Origin of the sequence: Nocardia sp. NPDC051990 (assembly GCF_040680755.1) — a bacterium.
In the GTDB taxonomy this organism is placed as follows: Bacteria; Actinomycetota; Actinomycetes; order Mycobacteriales; family Mycobacteriaceae; genus Nocardia.
Genome location: NZ_JBFAXH010000001.1, coordinates 750,371 through 775,929, shown reverse-complemented (window position 1 = coordinate 775,929; position 25,559 = coordinate 750,371). Strand labels below are relative to the sequence as shown.

25 protein-coding genes are annotated in these 25,559 nt (G+C 65.2%); 15 read left to right on the top strand and 10 right to left on the bottom strand.

Features of this window, described 5'->3' with window-relative positions; translation table 11 throughout:
• Nucleotides 1–32: 32 nt before the first annotated feature.
• From AB0L63_RS03345 to AB0L63_RS03335, 3 genes are all read right to left on the bottom strand, one after another.
• Nucleotides 33–800 (bottom strand): acyl-ACP thioesterase domain-containing protein, encoded by a 768-nt coding sequence (locus AB0L63_RS03345; RefSeq protein ID WP_364493748.1) that lies wholly within the window; start codon nt 798–800, stop codon nt 33–35.
• A 299-nt stretch (nt 801–1,099) separates the two neighbouring features.
• The gene (locus AB0L63_RS03340; protein ID WP_364493745.1) at nt 1,100–2,242 is read right to left on the bottom strand and encodes a transglycosylase SLT domain-containing protein; all 1,143 of its coding nucleotides are present in this window, start codon (nt 2,240–2,242) and stop codon (nt 1,100–1,102) included.
• A complete protein-coding gene (locus AB0L63_RS03335) occupies nt 2,239–2,562 on the bottom strand; it encodes an ESX-1 secretion-associated protein (protein ID WP_364493743.1) in 324 nt (107 codons plus the stop codon). The genes AB0L63_RS03340 and AB0L63_RS03335 overlap by 4 nt, the downstream gene beginning before the upstream one ends.
• 146 nt (nt 2,563–2,708) lie before the next feature.
• Here AB0L63_RS03335 and AB0L63_RS03330 point away from each other — a divergent pair, with 146 nt between their 5' ends.
• Nucleotides 2,709–3,683 carry an NADPH:quinone oxidoreductase family protein gene (locus AB0L63_RS03330; RefSeq protein WP_364493740.1) on the top strand — a complete coding sequence of 325 codons (975 nt, stop codon included), beginning with the start codon at nt 2,709–2,711 and terminating at the stop codon, nt 3,681–3,683.
• Between the two features lie 81 nt (nt 3,684–3,764).
• Nucleotides 3,765–4,877: a winged helix DNA-binding domain-containing protein gene (locus tag AB0L63_RS03325; RefSeq protein ID WP_364493737.1), complete on the top strand. Its 1,113-nt coding sequence runs from the start codon at nt 3,765–3,767 to the stop codon at nt 4,875–4,877.
• Between the two features lie 40 nt (nt 4,878–4,917).
• Here the strand turns inward: AB0L63_RS03325 and AB0L63_RS03320 are convergent, their stop codons facing one another.
• Both AB0L63_RS03320 and AB0L63_RS03315 read right to left on the bottom strand, forming a co-directional pair.
• Nucleotides 4,918–6,084, bottom strand: a complete 1,167-nt coding sequence (locus AB0L63_RS03320) for a low temperature requirement protein A (protein WP_364493734.1) — start codon at nt 6,082–6,084, stop codon at nt 4,918–4,920.
• A 44-nt stretch (nt 6,085–6,128) separates the two neighbouring features.
• Nucleotides 6,129–6,653 carry an Lrp/AsnC ligand binding domain-containing protein gene (locus AB0L63_RS03315; RefSeq protein ID WP_364494026.1) on the bottom strand — a complete coding sequence of 175 codons (525 nt, stop codon included), beginning with the start codon at nt 6,651–6,653 and terminating at the stop codon, nt 6,129–6,131.
• Between the two features lie 158 nt (nt 6,654–6,811).
• Between AB0L63_RS03315 and hppD the strand changes: the two genes are divergently transcribed.
• From hppD to tuf, 7 genes are all read left to right on the top strand, one after another.
• Nucleotides 6,812–8,020 (top strand): 4-hydroxyphenylpyruvate dioxygenase, encoded by a 1,209-nt coding sequence (gene hppD, locus AB0L63_RS03310; protein WP_364493731.1) that lies wholly within the window; start codon nt 6,812–6,814, stop codon nt 8,018–8,020.
• 361 nt (nt 8,021–8,381) lie between these two features.
• Nucleotides 8,382–8,909 (top strand): DUF3558 domain-containing protein, encoded by a 528-nt coding sequence (locus AB0L63_RS03305; RefSeq protein WP_364493728.1) that lies wholly within the window; start codon nt 8,382–8,384, stop codon nt 8,907–8,909.
• Nucleotides 8,910–8,920: 11 nt separating this feature from the next.
• A complete protein-coding gene (locus AB0L63_RS03300) occupies nt 8,921–9,478 on the top strand; it encodes a DUF3558 domain-containing protein (protein ID WP_364493725.1) in 558 nt (185 codons plus the stop codon).
• A gap of 449 nt (nt 9,479–9,927) precedes the next feature.
• Complete coding sequence (gene rpsL, locus AB0L63_RS03295; RefSeq protein ID WP_014353064.1) at nt 9,928–10,302, top strand: 30S ribosomal protein S12; 375 nt, start codon at nt 9,928–9,930, stop codon at nt 10,300–10,302.
• A gap of 1 nt (nt 10,303) precedes the next feature.
• Complete coding sequence (rpsG, locus tag AB0L63_RS03290) at nt 10,304–10,774, top strand: 30S ribosomal protein S7 (protein ID WP_014353063.1); 471 nt, start codon at nt 10,304–10,306, stop codon at nt 10,772–10,774.
• Nucleotides 10,775–11,003: 229 nt separating this feature from the next.
• A complete protein-coding gene (gene fusA, locus AB0L63_RS03285) occupies nt 11,004–13,106 on the top strand; it encodes an elongation factor G (RefSeq protein ID WP_364493722.1) in 2,103 nt (700 codons plus the stop codon).
• 117 nt (nt 13,107–13,223) lie between these two features.
• Nucleotides 13,224–14,414 (top strand): elongation factor Tu, encoded by a 1,191-nt coding sequence (gene tuf / locus AB0L63_RS03280; RefSeq protein ID WP_364493719.1) that lies wholly within the window; start codon nt 13,224–13,226, stop codon nt 14,412–14,414.
• 73 nt (nt 14,415–14,487) lie between these two features.
• Here tuf and AB0L63_RS03275 read toward each other — a convergent pair whose 3' ends face one another.
• From AB0L63_RS03275 to AB0L63_RS03265, 3 genes are all read right to left on the bottom strand, one after another.
• Nucleotides 14,488–15,672 (bottom strand): lipase family protein, encoded by a 1,185-nt coding sequence (locus AB0L63_RS03275; protein WP_364494023.1) that lies wholly within the window; start codon nt 15,670–15,672, stop codon nt 14,488–14,490.
• 119 nt (nt 15,673–15,791) lie between these two features.
• The gene (locus AB0L63_RS03270; protein ID WP_364493717.1) at nt 15,792–16,415 is read right to left on the bottom strand and encodes a helix-turn-helix domain-containing protein; all 624 of its coding nucleotides are present in this window, start codon (nt 16,413–16,415) and stop codon (nt 15,792–15,794) included.
• Between the two features lie 5 nt (nt 16,416–16,420).
• Nucleotides 16,421–16,777 carry an SPW repeat protein gene (locus tag AB0L63_RS03265; RefSeq protein ID WP_364493714.1) on the bottom strand — a complete coding sequence of 119 codons (357 nt, stop codon included), beginning with the start codon at nt 16,775–16,777 and terminating at the stop codon, nt 16,421–16,423.
• Between the two features lie 387 nt (nt 16,778–17,164).
• Between AB0L63_RS03265 and AB0L63_RS03260 the strand changes: the two genes are divergently transcribed.
• From AB0L63_RS03260 to AB0L63_RS03250, 3 genes are all read left to right on the top strand, one after another.
• Nucleotides 17,165–18,364 carry an FAD/NAD(P)-binding oxidoreductase gene (locus AB0L63_RS03260; RefSeq protein ID WP_364493711.1) on the top strand — a complete coding sequence of 400 codons (1,200 nt, stop codon included), beginning with the start codon at nt 17,165–17,167 and terminating at the stop codon, nt 18,362–18,364.
• Between the two features lie 79 nt (nt 18,365–18,443).
• Nucleotides 18,444–19,205, top strand: coding sequence for an aspartate/glutamate racemase family protein (locus AB0L63_RS03255; protein ID WP_364493708.1), 762 nt, complete (start codon nt 18,444–18,446; stop codon nt 19,203–19,205).
• 80 nt (nt 19,206–19,285) lie between these two features.
• Nucleotides 19,286–20,026 (top strand): DNA alkylation repair protein, encoded by a 741-nt coding sequence (locus tag AB0L63_RS03250; protein WP_364493705.1) that lies wholly within the window; start codon nt 19,286–19,288, stop codon nt 20,024–20,026.
• A gap of 65 nt (nt 20,027–20,091) precedes the next feature.
• Here the strand turns inward: AB0L63_RS03250 and AB0L63_RS03245 are convergent, their stop codons facing one another.
• Nucleotides 20,092–21,147, bottom strand: a complete 1,056-nt coding sequence (locus tag AB0L63_RS03245) for a ferredoxin--NADP reductase (RefSeq protein WP_364493703.1) — start codon at nt 21,145–21,147, stop codon at nt 20,092–20,094.
• Nucleotides 21,148–21,190: 43 nt separating this feature from the next.
• Nucleotides 21,191–21,829 (bottom strand): mycofactocin system transcriptional regulator MftR2, encoded by a 639-nt coding sequence (gene mftR2, locus AB0L63_RS03240; protein ID WP_364493701.1) that lies wholly within the window; start codon nt 21,827–21,829, stop codon nt 21,191–21,193.
• Nucleotides 21,830–22,269: 440 nt separating this feature from the next.
• Here mftR2 and mftA point away from each other — a divergent pair, with 440 nt between their 5' ends.
• From mftA to mftF, 3 genes are all read left to right on the top strand, one after another.
• Nucleotides 22,270–22,344: a mycofactocin precursor MftA gene (gene mftA, locus AB0L63_RS03235; RefSeq protein WP_245720762.1), complete on the top strand. Its 75-nt coding sequence runs from the start codon at nt 22,270–22,272 to the stop codon at nt 22,342–22,344.
• Between the two features lie 14 nt (nt 22,345–22,358).
• Nucleotides 22,359–23,918, top strand: coding sequence for a mycofactocin radical SAM maturase (gene mftC, locus AB0L63_RS03230; RefSeq protein WP_364494021.1), 1,560 nt, complete (start codon nt 22,359–22,361; stop codon nt 23,916–23,918).
• Between the two features lie 230 nt (nt 23,919–24,148).
• On the top strand, nt 24,149–25,549 hold the full coding sequence (mftF, locus tag AB0L63_RS03225) for a mycofactocin biosynthesis glycosyltransferase MftF (protein ID WP_364493699.1): 1,401 nt from the start codon (nt 24,149–24,151) through the stop codon (nt 25,547–25,549).
• The last annotated feature ends 10 nt before the right edge of the window (nt 25,550–25,559 follow it).

Sequence of the window (25,559 nt, the reverse complement as noted above, 5' to 3'; positions counted from 1 at the left end):
GCTCTGTTCCCGGTGAACCGAGCCGGTCTTTCTTACAGTGGCATGATGCGCACGACGGTCGTGGTGGTGCCGCCGACCACGAACCACAAGCGCAGCACCGGTCGCCCGTAGTGGTCCCCCGGTTCGTAGCGGCTGCGCACGGTGACATGTTGCCGTGCCAGCACCGGCGCGACATACTCGATCACCGCGCGATGCGGCCCCGCGACCAACTTGGGGTATTCGACCAGGAACTGTTCCACGGCCTGCCAGTAACACGCATTGTTGACGTGGTTGTACTGGTCGATATCGGTAGCGCGCACCGGGAACGGCATATCGGTATCCGATTCCGGTGGGGTGGCGTCGGTGAGATACGGCCGCCAGCGCAAGCGGTGCTCATGGGTGGTCTGTGCCAGGTAGGCGAGGCCCTCGTCGCTGATCCTTGCGGGCATATTGTTGGACTCGCTGATATTGATCCAGAAGCCCTCGGTCTCGATCAATCCGCCGTTCGCGCTGGTAATGCGCACCCGCATATTCGTCCACCGGGTGGACATGCTCGAACACCACCGCAGCAGCCGCACCTCGTCGGGCCACAGGATCGGCCGGATGACATCGATCACCGTGCGACGGACGATCCAGCTCGGATCGGTGGTATGCAGAGTCGTCTGCTGCAGTTGTTCCCAGGCGATGTCCTGCAGATAACGTGCGACGGCGTCGAACCGCAAGCGGTTGTACGGATCGACATCGCCAGCCCGGATGGGCCACGCCGACGCAAACCCCATGCCCTCCTGGGGAAGCGGGGCTAGTGGCTGATCGAGTGACACTGGTGCTCCTCGCGCTGCACGGTGTGCCGCGTTCTTTACGCTGCTGTTCTGAGACGACTTTACGGGGCGTACGTCACACCCTCGCGTCGAGCCGCCTCTACTCACCGATGTCGGTCCCCCGGAGCAGTATGGGGCCATGCCCGACACGACCTGCCCGCCGAACTCGGCAAACCGGCCGAACGCGCCCTGGCCGCCGCCGGGACCGACCGTGATCTTGCCGCACTGCATGGCGTCGGTCCCACCGCCATCGCCGAACTCCGTACCGACCGCGCCGAACGTGACCAGAGCTTCGCGCCGGGTCAGTAACCGACGTAGCCGTTGCCCTGGCTCATCGCCGCGATACCCGGGACATTCGAGAGCGAGCCGTAGCGCTCGATCGCATATCGAGTGCCCGCGATGATGTTGTCGACCGGGTTCCAGATGTCGTCGTGTCCGTCCAGCTTGTAGGCGTTGAAGGTCGGGTCGATGGTCTGCATCAGTCCCTTGGATGGAATGCCCGCCGCGGCATTGCTGTCCCAGAGGTTGATGGCGTTGGGGTTGCCGCCGGATTCCTTCTCGATAATGGTAGCGATGATCGCGGCGTCGCTGTCGCTGATGTTGTAGCCCTTTTCGCGCAGTGCCTTGATGGCTTCCTCGATCCACTTCTTCTGATCGCCGGTGGGCATCGTGGTGGGGACATTGTAGGAGGCCGTGTTGCCCGAATACGAACTGCCGGAGGAGGTTCCGGAGCCGCTGCCGTTGTGGTTGCCGGATATGTAGCTGGGCTTCGACGTCGTGGTCGAGCTCGGCGTGGTGCTGGCGTACTTCGGCTGCGACACAACGGCATTCGGGTCACCGAGGCCGTTGAAGGCCTTCTCCAGGTTCTGTACGGCGGTGTCAACCTTGGCTTTTGCGTCGTTGGCGGCCTGCTCCGCTTCCTGCAGTTTGCGGGTGATCTGGTTCGACCAGTTCGCCGCGTCGGCCTTGGCACGTATCGTGAGGTTCTGGGTGTCTGCGTTCTGGTTGTCCTGGTCGGACAACGGGCCGAGCAACTCGGCGATCCGGGCTGTGGGATCGATGGTTCCGTCGGGGTTCACCGGGAAGCCGGTGATGAGGCCCTGGCCGTCCGCCGGAATCGGCGAGGCGGTCTGGATCGTATTGCGCAGCTTGACGATCTCGTCCTTGAGGTACTGCAGCCGACCCACCTCGGCCTGGAACGCCGTCTGAAGTTCGTGCAACCGCGTACTGACTTCGGAGGCGCGGGTCTGCTCGGTTCCCATCCGCGTGTTGGCCGCAGCAGCGGCGGCACCGGACCAGATCCGGTCGGTTCCGAGCTTCGCGGTGTCTTCCGTTCCTTTGCGGACTGCGGCATCCAGATCCGTCGAGATCTGAAACGCGTTGTTTCCGGCGGTGGTGAGGTGTTCCGGCTCCCACTTCGCGACATCGTCGAGGGAGAGGGTCATGGCAGTTGCACGCCGATCGTCTTCAGGTTGTTCGTGAAGTCGGTTTCGGCGACTTCGAAGGCGCCCGCGGCGTTGTGGGTGATCGAGGCGATTTTCTCGAGGCGCTCGCCGATTCGGGTCAGGCTGCGGTTGACGGCATCGGTGGCCGGTGGCACCGCGGTGCCGAATTGGGTGCCGGGCAGTGCGTTCGCCGCGACGTTGAAGCCGTCACCGGCATTGAGCTTCTTGATGCCGCCCGCCTCATCGCCGAGATTCTTGGCGAATGTCTGCAGCGCGCCCGCATCGACCCGCAACGTTCCCGGGTCTATCTGGTCCACCACGGAAAACTCCCCCTTCGTCCCCACCTCAGGTCGCGGTCAGCATAGCAAAAACAGGTGGTGTGGACAGGGGACCGAGCGGGGTCGCTAGGTTGGTCAGGACATCGGTGACGATGCGAGTGTCACCGAATGGACAGAGAGGTCGGCATATGCGCGCAGCCCAGGTCAGCAAGCTGGAGGGGCCGGAGGCGATCGAGGTCGTCGAGATTGCCGAGCCCGCGGCATATCCCGGGGGTGTGGTCATCGACGTGCATGCTGCCGGGGTGGCGTTTCCCGATGTGCTGATGACGCGGGGTCTGTACCAGATGAAGCCCGAGCTGCCGTTCGTCGTCGGCGGCGAGGTGGCCGGGATCGTGCGTTCGGCACCGGAGGGCGCGCATGTCGCGGTGGGGGATCGGGTGGTCGCGCTGACCATGCTCGGCAATGCCATCGCCGAGGTTGCGGTCACGCCAACGCAGATGGTGTTCCGACTGCCGGACAATGTGTCGTTGGCGGCCGGGGCCGGGATCCTGTTCAACGATCTGACCGTGCATTTCTGCCTGCGCAACCGCGGCAGGCTGGCCGAGGGGGAGACCGTGCTGGTGCACGGTGCCGCGGGCGGTATCGGCACCTCGACGCTGCGGATGGCGGCGGCGCTGGGTGCGGGCCGGGTCATCGCGGTGGTCAGCACCGAGGAGAAGGCGGCGGTCGCGCGCGCCAACGGCGCCACCGATGCGGTACTGACCGACGGCTGGCTCGCGGCCGTCAAGGAGCTGACCGGTGGTCGCGGTGTGGACATCGTGCTCGATCCGGTCGGCGGCGACCGATTCACCGACAGCATTCGCAGCCTCGCTCCGGCGGGCCGCCTGCTGGTGGTCGGCTTCACCGCGGGTGAAATTCCGACGGTCAGGGTGAATCGACTGCTGCTCAAGAATGTCGAGGTGATCGGCGCGGCCTGGGGCGAATGGGTGATGACCCATCCGGGCTACCTGAGCGAGCAGTGGGAAGAGGTCGAGGCCCTGCTCGCCTCCGGCAAGATCGCGCCGCCCGAACCGGTGCGCTACCCGCTGGAGCGCGCCGCCGAGGCCGTGGCCTCCCTCGACAATCGCACCGCCACCGGCAAGGTCGTCGTCACCCTGCGCTGACCGTGCGCCGGCGTAGCCGAATTCTTCGACTATTCGATGCGGGGCGCGACAAATCGTGCGCGACGGTACGGTGATCTGATCATGGAGCTCGCCAACCGGGTATTGAATCGGACGTTGCTGGCGCGCCAGCATCTGCTGGAGCGTTCGACGTTGAGCGCCTTCGAGATGTGCGAGCATCTGGTGGGGTTGCAGGCCCAGGATTCGCCACCACCGTTCGTCGGATTGTGGAGCCGCATAGCGGATTTCGATCCCGAGACGGTTTCGGCGGGGCTGGAAGACCGCTCGCTGGTGCGCATCACCTTGATGCGCGGGACGATTCATATGGTCACGTCGCCGGATGCGTTGCGCATCGCACCGCATATCCAACCCGAGCTCGAAAAGGTACCCTTCCGAAAGGGTTTCAACTACGGCGCGATGGTCGGGTTGGATCCGGACGAGGTGCGCGAGCGCGGCGAGGCCGCACTCGGTGACGGGCCGATGTCGGCGGCGGACCTGCGCGCCAAGGCTGCGGCGAGCTACCCGGATCGCGATGCCGGTGCGGTGCTGCAGACCTGGCTGTGTCAATTGCCCGTGCTGCAGACGCCGCCGCGTGGCAGGTGGAAGGACAACAGCAGACCGGTCTGGTCCCGCGTCGAACCCTGGCTCGGGGCACCGCTCGAACCCGGTTACCCTATGGCGGAGTTGGTATTTCGCTACCTGCGCGCCTTCGGCCCGGCCAGCACCATGGATATACAGACCTGGTCGAAGCTGACCGGTATGAAGGCCGCCGTCGCACAACTCGGCGACCGCCTGCGCACCTACACCGACGAACGCGGCCGCACCCTTTACGACATCGCCGATGGCGAACTCACCGATCCCGATCTGCCCGCCCCGGTCCGCCTGCTCGGCTGGTACGACAATGCGATCCTCTCGCACCAAGACCGCACCAGAATCGTCCCCGACGGTGCGGCCCCACCGCTGCGGGCATTCGCCACCGCCGTATCCCCGGTCCTGGTCGACGGCTTTCTCGCGGGCTTCTACAAGATCTTCCTGAAGAAGGGCATCGCTCGCTTGCGCATCACCCCGACCCGGAAATGGACAGCCGCGGAGCGCGACGCGGTGGAAGCCGAAGCCAACGCGCTGGTCGCATTCCTGGAGGCCGACAAGCAGCCGAGTGTCGAAATATTGGATGTGGGCGCCGATTTGCGTCCATGACCAGCGGGCGCGTCGAGCGGCCCGTGCCGCGCGGCCGGCGCTACGTCGAGCGTGATCGACGTCCGACCCGCACCGCGGGCAAGGGTTGCCCGGGTCCAGCTACCACCTGCTCGGCGATATCGGTCGCGACGAGCACAGCCGCGGTCAGCCCGACCACGGCCATGGCGGGCAGCGCCGATGACACCGCCGCGACCACAATCAAACCCAATGCCGCGACGACGCGAGTCGTGGCCACATTGCCGAGCAAGCGCCACCGGTTCACCAGCAGGGCGATCAGGAACAGTGCCGCGCCGCCCGGCGCGAGCGCGGCGGCGACACCGTGCGCGGTGTGCCCGGGATCGGCGACCGCATGACCCAGCCCGACGGCCACCGCGACCAGCCCGGCCACCAGTCCTAAATGCCCATAGCTCAGCACATCTCGCACGATCAAGCCGGGCTCGGGCATGGTCGCCAGCGCATGTTCGAGCAGCCGCGCCGAGCGATGGAAATAGATCCACCACAGCCCAGCGCCGACCAGGAAGGCCAGCGCCAGCGTGGTTACCACCGCCGGATCGAGGTCGGTCGAGGCGGCCTGCGCGCCCGCGTCAACCACCGATTCGCCCAGCGCGATAATGATGAACAGGCCGAACCGCTCCACCAGATGCGAGACCCCGATCGTCCGGTTGCGCACGGCCCTGCCGTACAGCATCGGTGCGCCCAACTGCACGACGAGCGCCCCGGTCCAGACCCAGATGCGCGAATGTTGCGGCAGCGGCGCGCTCGCGAAAATCGCTATGCCGGTGACCAATCCGATGCTGAACGGGTTGATCGTGGTCGCGAAGCCATTGGTGCGCGTGACAGCGATGAACAGCAAGATTCGCAACAGCAGATGCGCACCCGCGAAAACCATTGCGGCCCCACGTGGTTGGTCGAGCGCGGCGGGTGCGGCCACCGCCATCAGGAAAATGAACAACCCGCTACAGAACAGCACCAGACGTTGGGCATTGGTCTCCTCGACGGTGTTCACCAGGATAATGACGCCGACCCAGCCCCACCACAGTGGCGCGAGCAGGACCAGGGCGTGGCCGAGAGCGGCGATCGAGGTGTGCTGGCCGATTACATGCGCGGTCTGGGTGACCGCGAAGACCAGCACCAGATCGAAGAACAACTCAGCCCAGGTGGCGCGGGCATGCGGTGTGGCGGCGGTGGATTCGGCAGGCTCGCTCATTGAAATCCTGTACTCGGTGACACAGGAGAGCGAGCCTAGCTGGTTCAGCGCTCCGAGTTGTCCCGATACGCGGGCGCTTTGGTGGTCCCGGTGGGTGTCAGTGTGCGCAATAGCGGCAGCGTCCGGTGCGCGACCACCGTCGAAAGCACGATCACACTGTGCGAGCGCACCACCGAACTCGTCCGGTCGATGCTCAACAGCACCGCCTGCAGTCCAGCATGGGAATCCGCGCCGATCCGGCACAGCACATCGCCGGAGCCGGTGGTCGCATATGCCTCCAGCACCCCGGGAATCGCGTCGAGTTCGGCCGCGACCGTATCCAGTGCACCCTGTGCGATTTCCAAGGTGACGAAGGCCTGCACATCGAAACCCGCTGCGGTGACGTCGATCTGCGGATCATAGGAGGAGATGACGCCCGACTCCTCCATCCGGCCGATCCGCGACTGGACGGTGGCCCTGGCAACCCGGGTGCGTCGGGACAGCTCGAGAATGCCCGCCTTCTGATACTCATGCATCGCGGTGAGGATGGCGAGATCGAGTTCATCCAGTTTCGCGGGCGTGCGCGACATGACGGCCTCCGTTCGGGGCGCGACCGGCGTGGTGCGGTCACTTGTGGTGCTATTCAAATTGTCCAGCATCAGGGGTGACTTGCTAGCCGATATCGCCATAGTGGCTAACCGAAACCGATGATGTTGCCTATTCGAGGGGCTGGCGATTTCCTTGGATCATGACCATCGAGCATCTGCCGAACGCCCAGCGACAGAGCGTCCCGCAGCCCACCGACGGCGAGTTGCGCCGCCTGGTCGGACTAGTCGATCACGACGACAGCGTCGATCCGTTCCCGGTCATCGGCTGGGACGCGCTGGTCTGGGTGGTCGGCAACGCGACCCAGACCGCGCACTTCCTGGAATCCGCGTTCGGCATGCGGCTGGAGGCCTACTCCGGTCCGGAGACCGGCAATCGTGATCACAAGGCGTATGTGTTGCGCAGCGGTGCGGCCAGATTCGTCATCACCGGCGCGGTCGCCCCGGACAGCCCGCTGGTCGCGCACCACGATCGGCACGGCGACGGCATTGTCGATATCGCACTCGAGGTTCCGGATGTGGACCGCTGCATCGCCTGGGCGCGCACACAAGGCGCGACGATCCTCGTCGAACCACACGCCGACACAGACGAATTCGGGACGGTGCGCTCGGCCGCCCTGGCCACCTACGGCGAGACCAGGCATACGCTGATCGACCGCTCCGAGTACTACGGGCCATATCTGCCCGGATATGTCGCCCGCCACTCCGGGTATCAGCCGCGCGTCGGCACCCCGACCAGGCTGTTCCAGGCCATCGACCATGTCGTCGGCAATGTCGAGCTCGGCATGATGGACGAGTGGGTCGAGTTCTACCGCCGCGTCATGGGATTCACGAATATGGCCGAATTCGTCGGTGACGATATCGCCACCGAATACTCGGCGCTGATGAGCAAGGTGGTGGCCAATGGCAATCACCGAGTGAAGTTCCCGCTCAACGAACCCGCGATCGGTAAGAAGCGCTCCCAGATCGATGAATACCTCGAGTTCTACCGCGGCCCCGGCGTACAGCACATCGCGCTGGCCACCAGCGACATCCTCGAATGCGTCGACGTATTGCGCCGCGAGGGCGTCGAATTCCTCGAAACGCCGGACACCTACTACTCCGATCCCGAACTGCGGGCCCGTATCGGCCATGTCCGCGTCCCGGTGCAGGAGCTACAGCGCCGCGGCATCCTGGTCGACCGCGACGAAGACGGGTACCTGCTGCAGATTTTCACCAAACCGCTGACCGACCGCCCGACCGTCTTCTTCGAACTCATCGAACGCCACGGCTCACTCGGCTTCGGCAAGGGCAACTTCAAGGCGCTGTTCCAGGCGATCGAACGCGAACAAGCCGCCCGCGGCAATCTCTGACCGCGCCACCGGTCCGCGAGGTTACCGCCGCACTGAAACCCACGAAGCTCTGTCTTACGAAGAGTCAGGACGACTATCGCGGGGCCCCCACACATACCCTCTGTCTTACGAGCGACGTTCGCGGCCCGTCTCGCGTCCGCGCCGTAGGCGCGGCCACCGAACACAGCCGAGTCGTCGAAGCGCATGCGCCGCAGGCGCGAGTCTCGACGGCGCCGCTAGCGATTGCTTGCAGGTCGCTCGAAAGGGTCAGTCGCGCGACAGCAGGAGGCCGCGAACCCGCCGCGCCGAAGGCGCGGCAAATCAAATAGAGCCCGCGAACACGCCGCGCCCGCGCGGCCGAAAACTCAGTAGAGTTCACGGCATGCGGATCCTGTCGGCGATTATCACCGGTCTGGCCTTGGTATTGACGCTGTCGGCCTGCGGCTCGGACAGTGACTCCGATTCCTCGAACTCCCCGCTGCGCCCGCCGCCGAAGGTTGCCTCGCTCGGCCCGTTTGTCGGTGAGTGCGGACATGTCACCGACCAAGAGGTGCGCGACATCGCGGGGCTGACCCAACTCGCGCGGGTGTACCGGAATTCGGTCGGCTGCAACTTCCAATCCGCCGGACTCGCTTCGCCGAGTGTCACTTTCGCGTCCTATCGGGGCAGCCCGATCGATCGCGAGAAGGCCTGGGTCTCCAATGTCGGGCGTAATCCGGAGACCATCGATGTCGGTGGCCGCAAGGGCTTCCAGGCGCTGGATCCCACCGGGTCGGTGTGCGATCTCGCGGTGCAGCTCGATGACGATTTCTTCGAATGGTCGATGTCCTACGGACTGTTCTCCCAGCAGGGCAACCCGTGCGAGCGGACGCACAAGCTGGCCGAGTTGACTGTGCAGCGGCTGCAGTGAGGGGTATGCGGATGAGTTCACGTCCTGGTGTGCGGGTCGCGGCCGTCGCCGCCGCGGTGCTCGCGGTCGCAGTGTCCGCGGGTGGCTGCGGTAAGACCGTCAAGGGTTCGGCGCATCCGGCGGGCGGTAGCGGTGCCACCACGGTCAATACCAATTTCGACAAGCTGCTGCGCGAATGCGATGTGGTCGGGTTCGACCAGATCGGCGCGGCGGTCGGCAATGCGACGATCGTGTCTCCGTCGTTCAACGGCGCGGTGTGTATGTGGGATGTCGGGGACGCGCCGGGTGGTACGGCCATGGTGACGCTCAATTGGTACGAGGAAGGCTCGCTGAACAACGAGAAGTCCACTAACGACAAGCTCGGCTACAACACCGAGAACATCACCGTGCAGGGGCGGCGCGGCCTGAAGACGACACGTCCGAATGATCCCGACTCGTGCGGCGTGAGTGCGGGTGCGGCAGATACCGGCATCATCGGCTGGTGGATCAACTACCATCCCGGCGGGCATCCCGATCCGTGTGTGGGTGCCCAGAAATTGGTCGAGCTGACGCTGAATCTCGCGCGGTAGCCAGGCAGATGGTAGTGGGCCCGTCGGGTGTCTGATCGACCCCCACTTTGACCCTGTGTCGCGCCCACGGGTATCGTGGATCGCTGTGCCCGGAAGCATGCGGGCAAGTTTGTGCGCAAACGTAGGCCAGCGAAAGCGGCCGACCTTTCCGGCGTGCCCGGAATTCGGCATATGTCTTGCGTGCGACACGCCCGACCTCGGGACGCGAGAAACGTGGCCGGACGTGCGAGTGAATGCTCGATGACCGCAGCGTGAACGACGGACCCGGAGGCGGTAACTTGCGTGACCACGAAGGGCCCCATGAGCATCGCCAATTGAACACAGCGATGGGAGTGACGGGCCCGAAGGAGGTAGCGGAGCGTGACCACGAAGGGCCCCATGAGCATCGCCAATTGAACACAGACATGAAGTTCCAGACACCGCGTTAACTAATTAAGGAAAGCCGGTCTATGCCAACCATCAACCAGCTGGTCCGCAAGGGTCGTCGCGACAAGGTCGCCAAGACCAAGACCGCGGCCCTCAAGGGGAGCCCGCAGCGTCGTGGCGTGTGCACCCGTGTGTACACCACCACCCCGAAGAAGCCGAACTCCGCGCTGCGCAAGGTCGCGCGTGTTCGCCTGACCAGCGCGGTCGAGGTCACGGCCTACATCCCGGGTGAGGGCCACAACCTGCAGGAGCACTCGATGGTGCTCGTCCGCGGCGGTCGTGTAAAGGACCTGCCGGGTGTCCGCTACAAGATCATCCGTGGCTCGCTCGACACCCAGGGTGTGAAGAACCGCAAGCAGGCCCGCAGCCGTTACGGCGCCAAGAAGGAGAAGAGCTGATATGCCACGCAAGGGCCCCGCACCCAAGCGTCCGCTGATCAACGACCCGGTCTACGGTTCGCCGCTGGTTACTCAGCTGGTCAACAAGATCCTGCTGGACGGCAAGAAGTCCACCGCCGAGCGCATCGTCTACGGCGCGCTGGAGCAGGCGCGCGAGAAGACCGGCACCGATCCGGTCGTCACCCTCAAGCGCGCGCTCGACAATGTCAAGCCGTCGCTCGAGGTGAAGCCCCGCCGCGTCGGTGGCGCGACCTACCAGGTGCCCGTCGAGGTCCGGCCGGGTCGCGCCAATACCCTGGCGCTGCGCTGGCTGGTCAACTTCTCCCGGGCACGGCGTGAGAAGACGATGGTCGAGCGTCTCGCCAACGAGCTGCTCGACGCCAGCAACGGCCTGGGCGCTTCGGTGAAGCGTCGCGAGGACACGCACAAGATGGCCGAGTCCAACCGGGCGTTCGCGCACTACCGCTGGTGAGGTCTGCCCCGGCCCATCGTTGGTGGGGGCGGCAGGCATGCGGCATGTGAGGTCAGGCCTGGAGACGGCAGCCGGTCGTCACCACACGGGTCCCGAACATGCCGGGTCAGATACGGCCGCGGCGGCACTTCGGTGCCGCTTCCGGCGTTGACATAGTGACGACCTCGCCGGTCGTCCCCGAGAATCCCAACTAGCTGATCGCTAACAGAGCAGAGCGGGGAAGATTTCCGTGGCACAGGACGTGCTCACCGACCTGAAAAAGGTCCGCAACATCGGCATCATGGCCCACATTGATGCGGGCAAGACGACGACAACCGAACGAATCCTGTTCTACACCGGTGTGAACTACAAGATCGGTGAGACGCACGACGGTGCGTCGACGACCGACTGGATGGAACAGGAACAGGAACGCGGCATCACCATCACCTCGGCGGCTGTGACGTGTTTCTGGAACCAGAACCAGATCAACATCATCGATACCCCGGGCCACGTGGACTTCACCGTCGAGGTGGAGCGTTCGCTGCGCGTGCTCGACGGTGCCGTCGCGGTTTTCGACGGCAAGGAAGGTGTCGAGCCGCAGTCCGAGCAGGTGTGGCGTCAGGCCGATAAGTACGACGTGCCGCGTATCTGCTTCGTCAACAAGATGGACAAGCTCGGTGCGGACTTCTACTTCACCGTGCAGACCATCAAGGACCGCCTCGGCGCGAAGCCGCTGGTCATCCAGCTGCCGATCGGCGCGGAAGACACCTTCGAGGGCATCGTCGACCTGGTCGAGATGAACGCGAAGGTGTGGACCGGCGAGACCAAGCTCGGTGAGAAGTACGAGGTCCAGGAAATCCCGGCGGATCTCGCGGAGAAGGCCGCGCAGTATCGCCAGGAGCTGCTCGAGACCGTCGCCGAGTCGGACGAGTCGCTGCTGGAGAAGTTCTTCGGTGGCGAGGAGCTCACGATCGACGAGATCAAGGGCGCCATCCGCAAGCTGACGGTGACCTCGGAGCTGTACCCCGTGCTGTGTGGTTCGGCGTTCAAGAACAAGGGCGTGCAGCCCATGCTCGACGCCGTCGTGGACTACCTGCCCTCGCCGCTGGATGTCGAGTCCGTGCAGGGCCACATCCCCGGCAAGGAAGACGAGGTCATCACTCGCAAGCCGAGTGCCGACGAGCCGTTCGCCGCGCTGGCGTTCAAGATCGCCGTGCACCCGTTCTTCGGCAAGCTGACCTACATTCGCGTCTACTCGGGCAAGGTCGACTCCGGCGCCCAGGTCATCAACGCGACCAAGGGCAAGAAGGAGCGCCTGGGCAAGCTGTTCCAGATGCACTCCAACAAGGAGAACCCGGTTCCTCAGGTGAGTGCGGGTCACATCTACGCGGTGATCGGCCTCAAGGACACCACCACCGGCGACACTCTGTGCGATCCGAACAACCAGATCGTGCTCGAGTCCATGACCTTCCCGGACCCGGTCATCGAGGTCTCGATCGAGCCCAAGACCAAGTCCGACCAGGAGAAGCTGGGCACCGCGATCCAGAAGCTCGCCGAGGAGGACCCGACCTTCTCGGTGAAGCTGGATCAGGAGACCGGCCAGACCGTCATCGGCGGCATGGGCGAGCTGCACCTGGACATCCTCGTCGACCGCATGCGGCGCGAGTTCAAGGTCGAGGCGAACGTCGGCAAGCCGCAGGTTGCCTACCGCGAGACGATCACCAAGTCGGTCGAGAAGCTCGAGTTCACCCACAAGAAGCAGACGGGTGGCTCCGGCCAGTTCGCGAAGGTCATCATCGCTCTCGACCCGTTCGTCGGCGAGGACGGTGCGACCTACGAGTTCGAGAACAAGGTCACCGGTGGCCGCGTGCCCCGCGAATACATCCCTTCGGTGGACGCGGGCGCGCAGGATGCCATGCAGTACGGTGTGCTCGCGGGCTACCCGCTGGTGAACCTGAAGGTCACGCTGCTCGACGGCGCGTACCACGATGTCGACTCGTCGGAAATGGCCTTCAAGATCGCCGGCTCGCAGGCCCTGAAGGAAGCGGCCCGTAAGGCCGGTCCGGTGATCCTCGAACCGCTGATGGCGGTCGAGGTCATCACGCCCGAGGATTACATGGGCGATGTGATCGGCGACCTGAATTCCCGCCGTGGCCAGATCCAGGCCATGGAGGAACGCAGTGGTGCCCGTGTCGTCAAGGCGCTGGTTCCGCTCTCGGAGATGTTCGGTTACATCGGCGATCTGCGGTCGAAGACCCAGGGCCGGGCGAACTACTCCATGGTGTTCGACTCGTACGCGGAGGTTCCGGCCAACGTGTCGAAGGAGATCATCGCCAAGGCGACCGGCGAATAAGTCCGATCGGGGCAGGTGCAAGACTTGCCCCTATCAGCCGGGAGTCATGCACGACCCCCAAATATGTAAACCGCACTGCTGCAACTGCACGCACCAACAAGTCCAGGAGGACACCAAGTGGCGAAGGCGAAGTTCGAGCGGACGAAGCCGCACGTCAACATCGGCACCATCGGTCACGTCGACCACGGCAAGACCACGCTGACCGCAGCGATCACCAAGGTGCTGGCTGACAAGTACCCGGATCTGAACGCGGCCTTCGCGTTCGATCAGATCGATAAGGCGCCGGAGGAGAAGGCTCGTGGTATCACGATCAACATCTCCCACGTCGAGTACCAGACGGAGAAGCGCCACTACGCGCACGTCGACGCGCCGGGTCACGCCGACTACATCAAGAACATGATCACCGGTGCGGCGCAGATGGACGGTGCCATCCTCGTGGTCGCCGCGACCGACGGCCCGATGCCGCAGACCCGTGAGCACGTGCTGCTCGCCCGCCAGGTCGGCGTACCCTACATCCTGGTCGCGCTGAACAAGTCCGATATGGTCGACGACGACGAGATCCTCGAGCTCGTCGAGATGGAGGTCCGCGAACTGCTGGCCTCGCAGGAGTTCGACGAGGAAGCGCCGGTCGTGCGCGTTTCCGGTCTGAAGGCGCTCGAGGGCGACCCGAAATGGACCGAGTCGGTGCTGGAGCTCATGGCCGCGGTCGACGAGTCCATCCCGGACCCGGTTCGTGAGACCGACAAGCCGTTCCTGATGCCGGTCGAGGACGTCTTCACGATCACCGGTCGTGGCACCGTCGTCACCGGTCGTGTCGAGCGCGGTGTGATCAACGTGAACGAGGAAGTCGAGATCGTCGGCATCCGCGAGAAGAGCACCAAGACCACCGTCACCGGTATCGAGATGTTCCGCAAGCTGCTCGACCAGGGCCAGGCCGGTGACAACGTCGGTCTGCTGGTTCGTGGTATCAAGCGCGAAGATGTCGAGCGTGGCCAGGTCGTCGTGAAGCCGGGCACCACCACCCCGCACACCGAGTTCGAGGGTCAGGCCTACATCCTGTCCAAGGACGAGGGTGGCCGCCACACCCCGTTCTTCAACAACTACCGTCCGCAGTTCTACTTCCGTACCACGGACGTGACGGGCGTTGTGACCCTGCCCGAGGGCACCGAGATGGTCATGCCCGGTGACAACACCGAGATGCTCGTCAAGCTGATCCAGCCGGTCGCCATGGACGAGGGTCTGCGCTTCGCGATCCGCGAGGGTGGCCGCACCGTCGGCGCCGGTCGCGTTACGAAGATCATCAAGTGATGCACTGAATCGCTGTCGAACGGCGTCGCTCTGAAAGGGGCGGCGCCGCTTGGCGTTCCAGGGGATTCGCCGACTAGCAGTTGCTCGGTGCCGGTTCGCCGCGGAAGCGGGCGGCGAGCCAGTAGAGCACCGCGGGGCTGCCGAGGATGGCGGCGCTCAAATGTTCGGGGGCGTAGGTGAGTTCGGCCTGCAATGGCACTCCGGCCGCGCAGTATCGGCGGTCGACATTGCGGATCGAGTCGGTCGGGACGAGCGGATCAGTGGGCGAATGCCATTCGAATATCGGAATTTTCGGGATTCCGTCGTAAAGCTCCAGACTGTTCTCCTCGACCACCGCTCTGGCATTGCCATTACCGGCGAGGGACATACTGCTCGCGTAATCCCGGACGCTGTGTCCCGCGCCGGTGACGAGGATTTCATTGGTGCAACCGTTGGCGATGGCTTTGCGTGCGGCCACCCCGCTCGGGTTCAGATAATCGCTGATCGGAAAGCGGTCCGGATATTCCCGCTCCATTCCGATAGCGGCGGCCATCAGCAGTCCGAATGCCGGATGCGGATTGAAATTCACCCCCTCCAGCATTTTCACCAAATTCATCGGTACGCCACCGATCGCCGCGCCCGCGATCTCGAGTTCCGGTGCGTATGTCGGCGCCATCGCGGCGGCGAATGCGGTGGCCATACCGCCGCCGGAATATCCGGCCATCGCGATTCGGCTGTCTGCGGCGGCGAGTTCGGGAACCCGGCGCACGGCGCGGATGCCGTCCAGGGTGATCTGGCCGCCGAGCCGGGCCGCACCGTAGGCGAAGGTCGGTCCGAGGTGGTCGGGCAGCGCGATGCTCCACCCGCTCAGCAGCAGGGCATTGAGCACCACCGCCTCGCGGACCTGCAGATTCGGATCGGAGGTGTAGAGCACGCGGGAGACCGCGCACTGCGCACCGAGGCCATTGATGATGTGTTGATAGGACAGCACCGGCCCATCGGGTTGATGTGAGCGCGGTGTCAGCACTGTGATGGTCGCCGCGATCGGTCGGCCGGTGGAATTTGTGGAACGGAATTTGATCAGCGTGACGGTGGTTTCGGGAAAGATCAATATCGGCGGCTGCTGCCGCGTCGCGAGCACCTCACCTGGTTTCTTATCCGCCAGATCAGGTGGTGCCGCGTAGAAGGGGTCCGGATCCGGGTCGGGATAGATCGGCGCGGCCTGGGCCGTGGTATCGCACAGGACAGTCGTCGAAGCGCCGACCAGGAAACCGGCAATCACTGCGCGCGTCGCGAGACCGGTGAGATCTCGAAGGATTCGATTGATCTCCACAACTGGAACTTGTATCACGCGCTGTGGCCCCGCATGGAGAAGGCGAGTCTTTCAGATTTCGGTGCTCAGCCGAGCTGTGTCATACCCGCCGCGACGACTTGGGCGACATTGCAGATTTCGTCCGCGGTCGGCAGCGGCAGCCCGTCGAGCGCATGCAGTCGATCGCTGCTGGCAATGGCGAACATCGCCGAAACCCAGGCCGCGGCGCACGCGCGCAGCGTGCCGGGCTGGACCGGAGCGGGCGCGCTGGCCTGCAGCACTCGGGCGGTGATGTCGAGCAGTTGATCGCGCAGACGGCGCAACTGGTGGCGGACGTCGGGATGGGTATCGGCCTCGCGCCACATGATCACGCGCAGCACCGACGAATCGTGATCGCGCAAGTTGAGCGCGGCATCGAGATTGATCAGACTGGCCGCTGGATCGCCGGGTGTGACCACAGTGCCGATATCGGCGATGGGTTGGGCGGGTACCCGCTCGGCCATCAGGGCGGACAGGATCGAATCCTTGGTGGGGAAGTAGTAGAAGACCAGCCCCTTGGGGACACCGGCGCCCTCGGCGATGGCCGCTGTCGCGGTCGCATCGAATCCCTGCGCCGCAAAGAGTCGTTCCGCGGCATCGAGAATGAGCTGTCGGGCGTCGCCGTCGACTTCCGCGCGGCGACGACGCCCGGCTCGCTCGGATTTCGGCATGTGCATCAGTGCGGCAGTGCCATGTCGTGCAACCGACTCGACACCGTCGGCAGCGCCGCTACTGCGACCATTACCGTCACCACGCCCACTATCCATGCGGTCCAGGATGCGCCATGGTAGCCGGCGTAGCTCATCGCCCATGGCGAGACGAACAGCAAAGCGCCGAACAGTCCCATGGCAAAGTCGGCGGCCGCTAGGGTCGCCCGGTACATCTGTGTCAGGCCGGTAAGGGCAATGAGCACGCCCAAGACGATCAGCGACCACGTGCCGTTGGTGTTCGTGTTCACCCACAGGGGTGACAGCGCGGTGAAGATGCCCAGCAGAACGGCCAAGAGATCCTGTGTGCGACTTTCGGTGAACATGGCTTGCCTCCTCGGGCTCTGAACTCTCTCCTGTCTCAGATCTAACTCTGATTGACCGCCCGATCAATATAGATATGGATACGATTGCGCACCGATAGGTGCGGGTAACGCGAAGTGATGGTCCTCACGGCGATCTGCAACCAAGCAAACGTTAGGGTTAGCTTCGTGTCACTTCGGTGACGAATATCAACTCGACCCGGCGGGTGCCAGGCACTACCGAAGGGAAGGTCGCGTGAGCGAGCGCAGCGAGCGAACCATGGACACAGCCGGGTGGCCTGGTCATGCCGGAGCGGAGCGCCAGCGAGGTGGAGGCGCGTGAGTGAGCGAACTGAAGACACAGTCGGGTGGTCCGGTCGTGCCGGAGCCGAGCGTCAGCGAGGTGGCGGAATGAACGGGCCGATTGTGATCATCGGAGCTGGTCTGGCCGGTTTGCGCACGGCGGAGGAGTTGCGCCGCGCTGGATACGAGGGTGAGTTGATCCTCGTCGGTGCGGAGTCGCGGCTGCCCTACGATCGCCCGCCGCTGTCGAAGCAGTTCGTCCGCGGCGAAACCGACGACACCACTCTGCGTCCCGCCGAATTCTTCGACGAGAAGCAGATCGACCTGCGGCTGAATACCGAGGCGGTCGGTGTCGACACCGCCGCGCGCCGAGTGCGCCTGGCCGACGGCGGCATGCTCGACTACGACCAGTTGATCATCGCGACGGGTCTGCGCCCGCGCCGCCTGCCCGGGCTGCCCGATCTGCGCGGCGTGCATGTACTGCGCGACTACGTCGACGCCGCCGCGCTGCGCGATGAATTGTCCGGCGCGGGGACGGCCCTGGTGGTCGGTGCCGGGTTCATCGGCTGTGAACTCGCGGCGAGCTTCCGTGCCAGCGGAGTCGAGGTCGTGCTCATCGAACCGCAGCCGACGCCGCTGGCCTCGGTGCTCGGTGCCGAGATCGGCGCGCTGGTCGCTCGCATGCATCGGGACGAGGGCGTCGATCTGCGCTGCGAAACCGGCCTGGACACCTTCCTCTCCGATAACGATCATGTATGCGGGGCCCGGCTTTCCGACGGCAACGAGGTGGCCGCCGATCTGGTGGTCATCGGTGTCGGTTCCCGGCCGGTGACCGAATGGCTCGCCGATTCCGATATCGCACTCGCCGAGCCCTCGGCCGGAGGCGGCGTACTCGCGGACGAGGTGGGGCGCACCTCGGTCGAGGGGGTGTGGGCAGTTGGTGATGTGGCCGCCTGGCTGCACCAGACCGGGCAGCGCAAGCGCGTCGAGCACTGGACCAATGCCGGTGAGCAGGCGCGACTGCTGGCATGCGCGCTGCTCGGCGCCGAGCCGCCGACCGCGACCCGGGTGCCGTACTTCTGGAGCGATCAGTACGACGTGAAGATCCAGGCGCTCGGCACCCCGAATGCTGACGACGAAATCCACATCGTCTCCGACGACGGCCGCAAATTCCTCGCCTACTACTCCCAGCACGGCAATCTGACCGGGGTGGTCGGCGCCGGAATGACCGGTCAGGTGATGAAGGTCCGCGCGAAGATCGCCGCGGGTGCGCCGATCGCGGACCTGCTCGCGGCCAGCCAGCCGTAGCGATTACCCCCAGGTCGCGCCGAACATCCAGCTCGGCGGCCGAATAGGGTGTGGTTATCGGTTGTAATACGGTGGTCGGGTGATCGTCGCGCTCATCGATTCCGGGCTGGGGTTGCTGCCCACGGCCGCCTGGCTGCGCAAGCTGCGGCCCGACGTCGACCTGCTACTCCAGTTGGACCCGGATGGCGCGCCGTGGGGGCCCAAGCCCGAACAGTGGGTGACCGACCGGGTGGTCGACGCGGCGCGTAGTTCGGTTCGGCTCGGGGCGGAAGTCCTCGTGCTGCCGTGCAATACGGCCAGCGTCACCGCCTTGGACGAGGTACGCGCCGAGGTCGGGCCGGGCATTCCGGTGATCGGCACGGTCCCCGCGATCAAACCCGCCGCGGCGGTATGCAAATCGGTCGCGGTGTGGGCCACCGCGGCGACCACGGCCAGCCGATACCAGGCGGATCTGATCACTCGCTTCGGCGGTGATGCGAAGGTGGTCGGCATCGCCTGCCATGGTTTGGCGGATTCGATCGATCGCGGTGATCTGGTCGCGGCCCATGATTCGATCGCGCGCGCGGCCGACCAGACGCCGGATGATGTGGAGGGTGTGGTGCTCGGCTGCACCCACTATCCGCTGGTCATCGATGCCATTGTGGCCGCGCTGCCGGACGGTGTGCGACTGTTCGACAGCGCGCAAGCCGTTGCGGCGCAGACGATTCGGCGCATGGAGGCGCTCGGCAGGCCGACCACCGGCACCGGGGAAGTGTGGGTGCGCAACAGCGGTCGGCCGGGTGAATTGCCCACCAGCGCGGCGGCTTTCGAGTCGGGGCGGATTCTGGGAGCGCAGGGGTAGGACCGGCGATTCGCGACGGTCGACCCGTTGCTCGACGGTGTTGAACGACCTTGGTCTGCTCGACGATCGGAGGTTTCCTGATGGCTGAAGCCGTACCGACAGCCGGCGAGGTCCATGTGGCGCTGGCCGAGGTCGCCGATCCGGCCGGTGCCATCCACCTGCAGCGGTTCTTCAAGACCGGGCCCGGTGAGTACGGCGCGGGCGATGTCTTCCTCGGTGTGCGCGTGCCCGTCATGCGATCGATCGCGAAACGCTTTGCGGCACTTCCGCTCGACCAGATCGACGCACTATTGGACAGTGCCGTGCACGAGGACCGGTTTGCCGCGCTGATCATCCTCAATGCCAGATTCGCCAAGGCGACCAAACCGCGCACGCTCGATATCGATGCGCAGGCGGCGATGGTCGAACTCTACCTCGCCGCGGTGCGCCGCGGCCGGGTGAACAACTGGGATCTGGTCGACGTCTCCGCCGAAAACATCATCGGCCCTTGGCTACTCGACCGACCTCGCGATCTGGTCTTCGAGCTCGCACAGGCGGACTCGCTCTGGGAGCGGCGGGTGGCACTGCTGACGACCTTGGCGTTCATCAAGGCGGGCGATGCCTCGACCACCTTCGAACTCGGCGAACGACTCCTCGCCGATCGCCGTGATCTGATCCAGAAGGCGCTCGGCTGGATGCTGCGTGAGGCCGGCAAGCGCGTCGACGAGCAACTGCTCACCGGCTTCCTCGACAAGCATGCGGCGGACATGGGCCGCACCGCACTGAGTTACGCGACCGAGCGCCTCGATCCCGCCTTACGCCAGCACTACCGTCAGCTGTAACGGGTTGCGCCCGCCCGAGGCGCAGGTCCAAGGGGCGAAGCCGGTAGGGGGCGCCCCACAGGGGCTCAGAATTGGATGCGCAGGTGATCGGTGACCGGATGTGCCTGGCAGCCGAGGATATAGCCGTTCTCGATGTCCTCGGGGTCGAGGATTTCGGCATTGTCCATTTCGACCTTGCCCTCGAGCACTGTGCACGCACAGGATCCGCATTCGCCCTCTTGGCAGGAGTACGGCACATCGAGGCCCTTCGACAGCATGATGTCGACCAAGGTCTGCTTGCGCGGCCACTTCAGCTCGTGCACCTCGCCGTCGAGTTCGACCTCGACGGTGGCCGCATCGGCGGCCTCCTCATCGGTCACCTCGACCGCCGCCTGATCCGCGAACGGATCTCCCGCAAGGGAATTGAACACCTCGGCATGGGTGCGTGAGCGCGGCACCTCAAGTTGGGCGAGTGCGTCGTGCACCCGGTCCATGAACGGCTTGGGTCCGCACATGAAGGCGTGGTAACTCGTGTACGGCGCAACCAGGGCGGCCAAACCGTCGACCGTCGGCAGCCCCTGCAGGTACTCGAGCCAGTGGATCACGGTGAGCCGCTGCGGATGCTTCTCGGCCAATTCGCGCAGCTCGCCCGCGAAGATCACCGACTCGGGATCGCGATTGGCGTACACCAATACGATTCGGCCGGAGCCACGTGCCAGCGCCGACTTCAGAATGGACATCACCGGCGTGATGCCGCTGCCCGCGCCGAAGAGCAGCAGATCGTCGTCGAGATCCTTCGGCGTGAAAACGCCTGAGGGCGGCAGCACTTCGACCGCGTCGCCCACTTTGATGTTGTCGCACACCCAGTTCGACCCATAGCCGCCGACGGTGCGCTTGACCGTCACCTTGGGCTTGTCGTCGGTGAACGGCGAGCTGGCCAGCGAATAGCATCGGGCCACCGAGCCGGTCAGCTCACTGGGGATGCGCAGGGTGAGGAACTGGCCGGGCTGATAGCGGAAGCGTTCGCGCAGCTCGTCCGGGACGTCGAAGACCAGCGAACAGGTGTCCGACGTCTCGGCGATAACCGCGGCTACCCGCAGCACGACCGAACGCGAACCGTGTGGGACCTCGACGGTGGCCATGGTGTCCTCTCGAACCGAACCAAAACTAGAACGTGTTTCAGTTTCATCGTACGTCGGGATCGGGCTGACGGACAAGCTGGGCTTCCAAGCCCGCGATCAGCACCTCCATGGCGAAGTCGTAGCCGTACTTTCCGCGCAGGTCGGGCATGTATTCGGTGGCCCGTGCCACTGACTCGGGCAGTGCGATATCCGCCAGCGGCTGCGGTTCCCTGGGGTTTACCCGGCGGCGGCCGAACAGGTAGGTGTGGATCGTCGCGTATCCGGCGAGCACATTGCGGTCGTTGAAGCCGGCCTCGAACAGGATCTCCATGATCGCGGCGATCAGGTCGAGCTGCTTTCCCAGCATCTGTTCGATCAGTACATCGCCGAGTCCGGGATGCTTGCGCAGTTTCTCATCGATCTGGTCGATCAGATCCCGTAATCGGTGCTGCCACGGTCCGGAATCGGCCGGTGGCTTGCGAACTCCGGTCAGTGCCGCGGTGGCGACGAGATCGAGCAGCTCGCGCTTATCCGCGACGTAGTAGTACGGCGCCATCGGGGAAACGCCGAGCTCACGGGACAGCCGTCGCATCGACAACTTCTCCACGCCGTCCTCGCGGACCACCCGCAACGCGGCCTCGACGATCTCGGACTCCGAGAGTGTTCGATTCGCGGTGCTCCCGGGCCCGCCGTGGTTACGCATGCTGTCGCCTCCGGCCCTCGAGCTCGTACCGCGGGGTTCGATTCGCGATGCTCCCAGGGCTTCCGTGGTTACGCATGCTGTCGCCTCCGGGCCATGAGTTCGGAGTTTTTCCGCCCCCGTGCGTCTGCAATTGTCCGACTCCCATGCCACCTCTACCACTACGGGTTGAATCGCCCGTCACGTCCTGTTCAGCTGCTTGCCACCCGCAGTCTAGAGCGCGCGGCCCCGACTCGGTCGGTGTGCGTCCGTGCGGGCGCACGGGCGGACGCGTAGATTCGCTGTTCCATTTTGTCAGCTCGTGACGTTATTGTGTGATGGCGGCTACACCAGTGGCTGTGGAACCTGGTTATATCGCGGAGGTAGGCATGCCGGAGTACGGATCCATCGGACATACCGATACCGACAACACCGGACGGATCGGCGCGGCCGAGTCCCGATCGATCGAGGAAGCGCCGCTGGTCGAGGAGACCCTCATCGAAGAGGTCTCCATCGACGGTATGTGCGGCGTCTACTGACGGGCGCGGCGACCATGCTCGATCTCGATACCCGATGGGAGCTGCATCCGCGGGTTGCGCTGCGGCCGGAGTCCTTCGGCGCGCTGCTCTACCACTTCGGTACCCGCAAGCTCTCGTTTCTGAAGAGTCCGCGGATACTCGAGATCGTGCGATCGCTGCCCGCGCACGTCTCGGCGCGTGCGGCGCTGCATGCGGCGGGCGTCACCGATGACCGCACCGGACAATATGTCCGGGCATTGGATCAGCTGGCCGACTCCGACATGATCAGGCAGGCCGCGCCGGGCAGCGCTGCGACACCCGCTGTCGCGCCGCTGCCGCTGCCGCTGCCGCTCGCCGGGCAGCCGTCCACCGCCACCGGTGGGCGACTGATCGATAAGTTCGAAACCGGTTTGGCCGCACCGATCTGTCTGACGTGGGAGTTGACCTACGCCTGCAACCTGTCCTGTGTGCACTGTTTGTCCTCCTCGGGTCGCCGCGATCCGCGCGAGCTGAGCACCGAGCAGTGCAAGGCGCTGATCGACGAGTTCGAGCGCATGCAGATCTTCTACGTGAATATCGGCGGCGGGGAACCCACTGTGCGCCCGGACTTCTGGGAGCTCGTCGACTACGCGACCGCGCACCATGTCGGAGTGAAGTTCTCCACCAACGGAGTTCGCATCACGCCGGAGGTCGCCGCACGATTGGCTGCCAGTGACTATGTGGATGTACAGATTTCGTTGGACGGCGCGGACGCTGAGGTCAACGATGCGGTGCGCGGGCCGGGCTCCTATGCGATGGCGATCCGAGCGCTGGAGAATCTGGCGGCCGCGGGATTCACGGACGCGAAACTCTCCGTCGTCGCGACCCGGCACAATATCGCCCAGCTCGACGAGTTCAAGGCGATCGCCGACAAGTACGGCGCCACACTGCGTTTGACCCGCTTGCGGCCGTCGGGGCGCGGCGCCGATGTATGGGACGAACTGCATCCGCTGCCGGAACAGCAACGGGTGCTTTACGACTGGCTGGTGCGCAATGGCGAGGGCGTACTCACCGGCGATTCGTTCTTCCATCTGTCCGCCTTCGGTCAGGCGCTGCCCGGATTGAATATGTGCGGTGCGGGCCGGGTGGTCTGCCTGGTGGATCCGGTTGGCGATGTCTATGCCTGCCCGTTCGCCATCCATGACAAGTTCCTCGCCGGAAATGTGGTAGCGGACGGTGGGTTCCAGACCGTGTGGCAGGAGTCGGAGCTCTTCGCCGACCTGCGCGAGCCCAGCGGCGGTGGTGCGTGCTCCGGATGTGCCCACTACGACTCCTGCCGCGGCGGCTGCATGGCGGCGAAGTTCTTCACCGGCCTGCCTGCCGACGGACCGGATCCGGAATGCGTCCAGGGCTACGGCGAGGCGGCGCTGGCCGATGCCGGGCGGATGATCCCGCGCTCATCGGTGGACCACTCCCGGCGGGTCGCGCCGAGCCGGACCGGATCGCGTAAGTCAGGCCCGATTCCGCTGACACTGTCGGTATCTCGGCCCGCGGCGGACCGACTGTCGCCGCAGCGCCGCCCTGGGCGGGCTTGCGACGAGAGCCCGCTGAACTGATGCCGGCCGGTAGCCAGCCATGCGCTATCTCGCTGATCGACGATGGCTATCGAGCGGCAATTCGATGATTGCCCTCATGTTGCCAGCTGTCTCCGGCGAGTCGTCCGAGACCTGCCGCAGACCCGATTCGGTGGGAGTTCTTGCGCCACACGGGCGGATTCGTGCGGAATTCCGTCCTTTTTTCCGGACTGATGGTGCCAATGCGCGAATCTCCGCCTAACATGCCAGGAATGCGCCACGATCGCCTGCCCGACGGATTCGGGGTGCGGATCGATCCACGGGTACGCGCATACTCCGGGGGACGCATCCTGATCGGCGGTTCACCCGCCCGGTTGCTGCGACTTGCCCCGGAGGCCGCCGAGATGATCGGCGACGGGTACCTCGAGGTCACCGGTCCGAAGTCCGCCGTTGTTGCCAGACGGCTGCTCGACTCTGGTGTCGGTAATCCGCGCCCCCGGTTGCTGCCGTCCCTCGACGACGTGACCGTGATCGTGCCACTACACAACAATGCCGACGGCCTGGCTCGATTGCTCGCGGCATTGCGCGGACACAACGTGATCGTCGTCGACGACGGCTCGGATCAGCCCGTCCAGATCCCACCCAACCGCGGCACCCGCTGCCGGGTGACCGTGCTGCGCCACGACCGGCCACAGGGCCCTGCGGCCGCGCGCAATGCCGGATTGCGGGCCGCGACAACCGACTTCGTCGCCTTCCTGGACTCCGATGTGGTTCCGCGCAGCGGCTGGCTCGAGGTGATGCTCGGGCACTTCAGCGATCCGGAGGTCGCGCTGGTCGCGCCGCGGATCGTCGCGCTGGATCCGGAGTCGAACGCGCTCGCGCGCTATGAACACACCCGCTCCTCGCTCGATCTCGGCCGACGCGAGTCGGCCGTGCAGTCGCGCGGGCTGGTCTCGTATGTGCCGAGCGCGGCCCTGCTTGTGCGCCGCAGGGCGCTGCTCGCGCAGGACGGGTTCGACGAGTCGATGCAGGTGGCCGAGGATGTCGATCTGTGCTGGCGGCTGGAGCAGGCGGGCTGGCGGCTGCGCTATGAGCCCGCGGCGCATGTCGCGCACGATCATCGAATCTCGTTCCGCGCGTGGTTCGGTCGCAAGCTGTTCTACGGCACCGGGGCCGCGCCGCTGGGCGAGCGGCATGCGGGCATGGTGACGCCGCTGTCGGTGCCGTTCTGGACGGTGGTCGCGACCATACTGTTCGCCACGCTGACGAAGTGGGGACTGCTCGGCGGACTCATCACCATGGTGACCGCGCTGGCCCGACTACGCCGGGTCTTCACCGGACTGGACAACTCGACTCGGATCGCGGCGATCTATCTGGCGCGCGGCTACTTCGCGGGTATCTGGCGACTGGCCTCGGCCATGTGCCGGCACTATTGGCCGGTCACCATGTTGGCGATGATTCTGTCCCGGCGGATCCGGCGCATCGCGGTCACCATGGCGGTCGCGGACGGCTTGGCCGACTGGTTCACCCATCGCGACGCGGGCGGGCTCGACCCGTTCCGCTATGTGGCCTACAAGCGGATGGACGATATCGCCTACGGAACGGGCTTGTGGTTGGGCGCATTCCGCGCGCGCAGCCTGGAAGCGCTCAAGCCGAGCACGCCCCGGAGTTGAATCGAACGTG